At 52.5% G+C, this 6,000-nt stretch carries 7 protein-coding genes; all 7 read left to right on the plus strand.

The features are described 5' to 3' along the window. Positions 1-86: 86 nt before the first annotated feature. From ACMN7X_RS11040 to ACMN7X_RS11070, 7 genes are read left to right on the plus strand one after another with little or no spacing between them, the layout of a single operon-like run. Complete coding sequence (locus ACMN7X_RS11040; RefSeq protein ID WP_418747523.1) at positions 87-890, plus strand: class C sortase; 804 nt, start codon at positions 87-89, stop codon at positions 888-890. 24 nt (positions 891-914) lie between these two features. Then, complete coding sequence (locus tag ACMN7X_RS11045) at positions 915-2,009, plus strand: DUF5979 domain-containing protein (RefSeq protein WP_418747524.1); 1,095 nt, start codon at positions 915-917, stop codon at positions 2,007-2,009. A 3-nt stretch (positions 2,010-2,012) separates the two neighbouring features. Further along, positions 2,013-2,552: a hypothetical protein gene (locus ACMN7X_RS11050; protein ID WP_418747525.1), complete on the plus strand. Its 540-nt coding sequence runs from the start codon at positions 2,013-2,015 to the stop codon at positions 2,550-2,552. Continuing rightward, a complete protein-coding gene (locus tag ACMN7X_RS11055; protein WP_418747526.1) occupies positions 2,545-3,303 on the plus strand; it encodes a hypothetical protein in 759 nt (252 codons plus the stop codon). The genes ACMN7X_RS11050 and ACMN7X_RS11055 overlap by 8 nt, the downstream gene beginning before the upstream one ends. A gap of 17 nt (positions 3,304-3,320) precedes the next feature. Further along, positions 3,321-4,094 carry a sortase B protein-sorting domain-containing protein gene (locus ACMN7X_RS11060; RefSeq protein WP_418747527.1) on the plus strand — a complete coding sequence of 258 codons (774 nt, stop codon included), beginning with the start codon at positions 3,321-3,323 and terminating at the stop codon, positions 4,092-4,094. Beyond that, complete coding sequence (locus ACMN7X_RS11065) at positions 4,087-5,079, plus strand: MucBP domain-containing protein (protein WP_418747528.1); 993 nt, start codon at positions 4,087-4,089, stop codon at positions 5,077-5,079. The genes ACMN7X_RS11060 and ACMN7X_RS11065 overlap by 8 nt, the downstream gene beginning before the upstream one ends. Before the next feature lie 19 nt (positions 5,080-5,098). After that, positions 5,099-5,602 (plus strand): signal peptidase I, encoded by a 504-nt coding sequence (locus ACMN7X_RS11070; protein WP_418747529.1) that lies wholly within the window; start codon positions 5,099-5,101, stop codon positions 5,600-5,602. Positions 5,603-6,000: the final 398 nt, after the last annotated feature.

The raw sequence follows: 6,000 nt of genomic DNA on the forward strand, positions 1-6,000 counted from the left end.
ATATGACATGTAATTTATTGACGTAATGTGATATACCGGGAGGGCGGTCACGCCTTCCCGGCATACAACGGTAAGGAGAACCCTGAATGAAGAAGCATTTATCTACAATAATCTTAATAGTGATTTTAATTGCAGGGCTGTCCTTGCTGCTGTATCCTACAGTCAGCGATTATTGGAATTCTTTTCATCAGTCCAGGGCAATTTCAGCTTATACAGAACAGGTGGAGCAGATCGACACAAGGGAGCAGGAAGCGGCACTTGCGAGAGCGCGGGCATATAATGAGGAACTCTGGAATAAGAGCAATCGTTATGAGTTTACTGAGGAAGAAGAGGAAGAATATGAGAATCTGCTGAATATCTCAGACACAAACATGATTGGCTACATTGAGATTCCAAGTATTAATTGTCATCTTCCAATCTATCATGGCATGAGCCAGGAGGTGCTGCAGACCGGAGTCGGTCATATGAAGGGCTCATCCCTTCCGGTGGGCGGCGAGGGAACCCACAGTGTGCTCACGGCTCACAGAGGACTTCCGTCGGCAAAGCTGTTTACGAATCTGGATAAAATGGAGGAGGGCGATTATTTTGTTCTCCATGTGCTGGGAGAGACGTTGACTTATGAGATTGACCAGATTCATATCGTTCTCCCGGATGATGTGCGGGATCTGGAATTGGAAGAAGGAAAGGATTACTGTACGCTTGTAACCTGTACGCCATACGGCGTTAATTCCCACAGGCTTCTGCTTCGGGGGCATCGGACAGAAAATCAGGCCGAACATTTGGTGAAAGAAGACGCCGAGCAGTTAAATTCAACGATGATCGCCCTGATTATAGCGGGAACGATACTTTTGATTTTATTTATTGGAACACTGATTCGACATAGAAAATAACAGAGATTTCTGGGAGGAATGGATATGAAAGCTGGAAAATATAAGAAAGGCTGGATATGCGGAGGATTGGCCCTGATGATGGGCGCTGCGCTGATGCTTTCGCAGTTGGAGGCATTTGCGGGCGATCGGATCGATACATCGAAGGACTGCAGCCTGACCATAACGGTGGCAGAGGATATCGGAATCCAGTATCCGGAACTTATGAATGCTGAGATCCCTGTGACCCTCTATAAGGTGGCGGACATGGACAGTAATGCGGACTACATGCCGTTGGAGGGATTCAGCGAGATCGGACTTTCGGATATCGGCAGCGATACGACAGCGGGCGATTGGGCTGCGATTGCTGAGAAGGCATGTCAGGCTTTGGGACGGCCATATGGGTCGGAGGAGGATAAAACAGAAGAGTCGGAGGAACCACCGGGGGAAGAGACCGGTGAAGACCCGAAGGCGCCGGTAGTTGAGGCGCCGGTGGAAACTGGGTTTACCGTCCGGCTCGCGGACGGGCCGGATACCCTGGAGGGCCTTGGATGTGGGCTGTATCTGGTCTATGCGGAAGAAACGCCGACGGGGGATCATGTCTATCATTTTACCCCGTATCTCGTATCCCTTCCAACCAGTGATTATACGATAGAAAACGGCGGCACGGACACCTGGACATATGATGTGGTCATGGGGCTCAAGCCGCAGCAGAGCACCCGTTATGGGGACCTGGTTATTGAAAAGACCTTAAGTACAGTGAACACCTCGATGGGCGGCGCAAGCTGTGTCTTCCAGGTGGAAGCTGTAAAAGAGGATAAGATCGTATACAGCAATGTAGTGTCCCTGAGCTTTAAAGAGCCGGGAACGAAGCGGATCGTTATCGATGAGATCCCGATGGGAGCCTCGGTGACGGTGACCGAGATCTATGCGGGCGCAGGCTATACGCTGACATCCGCCCCTTCCGTGGATGTGACGGTGGTCACCCCTGAGACGGAGGGGTATCCGGCCACGGCAGAGTTTACCAATGATTACGAGTATCCCGGCTATGGCACGAGTGTCGTCAATCATTTTGAACATATCGGCGAAGGCTGGGAATGGAACCCGCAGACGGACAACGCAGGAAATATCGGGGAGGAGTAAGCCATGAAGATGAAGAGATCGCGGGATCGGATCGGTGCACTGCTGGCAGTCCTTGCCTTTGTGGCGGTGCTGGGAATATCAGTGAAGGATTCGATGGCCTATTTTACAACCTATGCGAGGGCCCGGGGCGGCAAGGAGCTGACCCTGGGGAATACAACGGAGATCGAGGAAGAGTATGACGGACAGAAGCATATCCGGGTGGCCAATCAGGGCAATGCCGACTGCTATGTCCGGGTGAGAGTGTTTACGGGCAGCCTGGTAGAGCTGACCTACAGCGGCAGCGGCCAATGGGCGCCGGGGGATGACGGCTATTATTATTACAGTGATGTTGTGCCGGCGGGCGGCATGACGGAAGAACTGCTCGTGTCCATCCATGCTTCCGAGGAGATCAGGGAACTGGGCACGGATTTTGATGTCATCGTCATCCAGGAGTGCGCCCCGGTGATGTATGATGAGAGCGGCGCTCCATATCCGGCTTCCGATGAAGCCGTGTGGGCACAGGCTTTTGAAGTTGATACGGAGGGAGGCGCAGGCAATGAATAAAAACCGCAGGGATATAACGACAATGGTCTTATTTGGACTGGCGGCGGTCCTGCTGGTGCTCGGGACTGCGGGAACAAGCCAGGCGGCGCTGACCTATTTCAGTGAGAATTATACGGCCCAGATCCAGGTGTATGATATCGGCGTCACGCTGACGGAAAACGGCAGCGATATCAGCTGGAGGAATTATACGGGCAGCGGCGACGTGTGGAATGAAAACACGGGCGAGCTGCTGACGGGGATGATCGACGAGGCGGCCGGTGAGAAACTTATCCCGGGCAAAGCCTACCCGGAGGCCCTTTCCGTGAAGAACAGCGGGACGATCGACCAGTATGTGCGGGTGATGGTCTACCGCTATTGGGTGGATGAAGAGGGCCATAAGACAACGGAACTGTCGCCGGAGCTGATCGACCTCAGCCTGACAGGCAATGGCTGGGTGAAGGATGAACAGGCGTCCACGGATGAGAGGACCGTTTTATATTACACGGGCATACTTGCTCCGGGAGAGACGGCGCCGGCCTTATCCGATACCCTTACGATCGACAGTTCGGTGGCGAAAAAGTTTAAGGAAACGAGAGAGACCACCGGCAGCGGAACTATTGTTACGACAACCTATGAATATGACGGATATCAGTTTGTTTTGGAAGCTGAGACGGATGCGGTGCAGACCCACAATGCGGCAGCGGCGATCAAGAGCGCCTGGGGCGTTGACGTTGCCGTCAGCCCGGGCGGCGGCCTGAGCCTGCAAAATTAAGAGGGAGGCAGTGGAATATGAAGAAGAGGATACTTTGCTTTACTACAATGCTGCTCCTGATGGCGGGCAGTGTGCTGACAGTTCAGGCGGAGGAACATCAGGGGGACGCCGGATGGACGGTCGAATTTAACGGGGAGAAGATGGAGAGCAACTTCAGCACGGGCAGCTTATCCGATGTGATCCTGGCGATGCAGCCGGGGGATAAGGCGACGGTCTCGCTGAGCCTTAAGAACTCCGCGGATTATACCACCGATTGGTATATGACCAATGAGGTGCTCTCAAGCCTTGAGGACAGCCAGTCCGTGGCAAACGGCGGCGCCTACACTTATATCTTAACCTATACAAACAGTGCCGGGGAGGCGACGACCCTGTACAGCAGCGAAGCCGTCGGCGGCGAGAAGACGTCGAATGCCGGCGAGGGCCTTCATGAGGCGACGGATTCCTTAAAGGATTATCTGTATCTGGAGCGGCTGGATGCGGGAAAGAGCGGAAGGATCTCGCTGGAAGTGGCGTTGGATGGCGAGACCCAGGGAAATGCCTATCAGGATACCCTGGCGGACCTGCAGATGAACTTTGCGGTGGAGAAGGTGACCGCGCCGACAACGACAACAACAACACCGACGGGTGAGAAGAAGAAACCCGGCGAACAGGGGACGGTCGTCCAAACGGGCGATACAAGCCGCCTGGGACTGTGGTCGGCCGTGGCGCTGATCAGCGGTGTGGTCCTATTGATCTTAGCTGTTATAAGATGGAAGAGCGATCGACGGGAGAGGAGGATGCATCATGAATAGATTTCGAAAGATCATGCTGGCCGTCCTCACGGCATGCGTTGTGCTGCAGGCCGGAAGTCTCCGTGCTCTGGCAGCAGATAAATATACTTATGTAGTAACGATCTATGCGGGAGATAAGGGAACTCTTACCGGCGCGGGCGTGGATGTCAGCAGCAGTTCCGGCAATGCCCGGGTGAGCGTTGAAGGCTCAAAGATCACGATCACGGGGCTTGAGCTTGGTGACCGGGTAGGGCTTCAGGCAGCCTCCGGCGGAGCGGTAGCCCTGAATGACGGCGGGAAATATTATGTCAAGGGCATCCGGAAGAGTGGTTATGACAATAATACGGTATCGGCAGCCTCCTTTGAGGTCACCGGGGATGAAGATTATGTGGTGGCCTATGGTATTCAGGGCGACATGGCGGCCTACACGGTCAACTATCAGGATGCGGATGGGAATGCCCTTGCGGCCAGCCAGACTTATTATGGCAATGTGGGGGATAAGCCGGTCGTCGCATTTTTATATGTGGAAGGCTATGTCCCGGACGCCTATAATCTGACAAAGACACTGGTGAGCGATGAATCCCAGAATGTATTTACGTTTATCTATTCGCCGATCCCGGCGGCAGCGGCGCCGGCCCCGGCAGAGACCACCGCACCGGCAGCGGGTGAAGGTACGGGCACAGGTACGGGCGGCGAAGGCGGAACTGCGGAAGGCGCCGGTGAAGAAGGCGCCGGAAACGAAGCGGCGGCAGCGGAAGCGGGCGAGGCAGAGGATCAGGAGCTCCAGGAACTTGAGGATGAAAATGTTCCTCAGGAACTGGTAGACCTGGATGATGAGGAAAAGCCGCTGGCGAACGTGGAGCTTCCGGGAAGTGCGGAGGAGACAGCGCAGGAGAAGGCGGGGATGACGCCCGTCCATGTTTTGATCGGCGCGGTATGCGCGGCAGCCATCGGAGCGGCCTTATATTTCTTCTTTATAAAGAAGAAAAAGAGTTCGGACCAGTGAAACATGGGGGAATAGAAAAGTGAGATTTGGAAAAAGAATCGCAGCAGCCTGTAACATCATCGGGCTGCTGCTGCTCATAATAGTTGTTATTATGTGTATCCCGCTGGCAGTTCCCAGGTTGTTTGGTTTTCAGACCTATGCGATCGTGAGCGGGAGTATGGAGCCGGAAATTCCGGTGGGAAGTATCGTGTATGCAAAGGCGGCGGAGCCGGAGGCGGTGACGCCGGGAGATGTTATTGTCTTTTACGGGGGACATGACTCGGCGGCTGTTGTGACCCACCGGGTGGTGGAAAACCGTAAAGGTGAAAAAGAATTTGTGACAAAAGGCGATGCCAATGCGGATAATGATGTTACCCCGATAGCTTATAACTATTTAATCGGAAAAGTCGTATTTCATCTGCCTGTCATTGGAAAATATCTGCCGGTTCTCACGGGGATTCAGGGCAAGATTTATATGATCTGCATTATCGTGGCAGGGGTATTGATCCGGATTGCGGGAAAAATCCTTTCGGAAGAATCCTAGAGCAGGATTTCGAAAAAACAGACAGATTCAGACAAAAATCAACATTTAAATGAGATATGATCACATTTAGATGTTGATTTTTTTAATGATAAGAATTGAAACTCTTGATACAGGTAGATTTTTCCAAAAGGATGCGATAAACTAAAATTATCCCCGAGGAAGAGAGGTATTTTTCCATTGTGGATGTGATTTCTGTTCTAACCGATCAGAAAACAACGCGCGGTGCAAGTAATTATTGGGCCAAATTGAAACAAAGACTAAAAGATGAGGGCGCAAATGAAGGGGCTGTAAAAAAAGTCCCATAAATGAAAAATCGCTGAGGTCGTGAGACTTCAGCGATTTTTTGGTATAATTAATTTATGCTACTAAATAATAATACCAATGGTAATTATACTACT

This window comes from Frisingicoccus sp. (assembly GCF_048388605.1).
Lineage (GTDB): Bacteria > Bacillota > Clostridia > Lachnospirales > Lachnospiraceae > Frisingicoccus.

Bases quoted from the DNA above. Each gene is read 5' to 3' on its own strand.
- ACMN7X_RS11040 (WP_418747523.1), top strand. From the start codon at position 87: ATGAAGAAGCATTTATCTACAATAATCTTAATAGTGATTTTAATTGCA.
- ACMN7X_RS11045 (WP_418747524.1), top strand. From the start codon at position 915: ATGAAAGCTGGAAAATATAAGAAAGGCTGGATATGCGGAGGATTGGCC.
- ACMN7X_RS11050 (WP_418747525.1), top strand. From the start codon at position 2,013: ATGAAGATGAAGAGATCGCGGGATCGGATCGGTGCACTGCTGGCAGTC.
- ACMN7X_RS11055 (WP_418747526.1), top strand. From the start codon at position 2,545: ATGAATAAAAACCGCAGGGATATAACGACAATGGTCTTATTTGGACTG.
- ACMN7X_RS11060 (WP_418747527.1), top strand. From the start codon at position 3,321: ATGAAGAAGAGGATACTTTGCTTTACTACAATGCTGCTCCTGATGGCG.
- ACMN7X_RS11065 (WP_418747528.1), top strand. From the start codon at position 4,087: ATGAATAGATTTCGAAAGATCATGCTGGCCGTCCTCACGGCATGCGTT.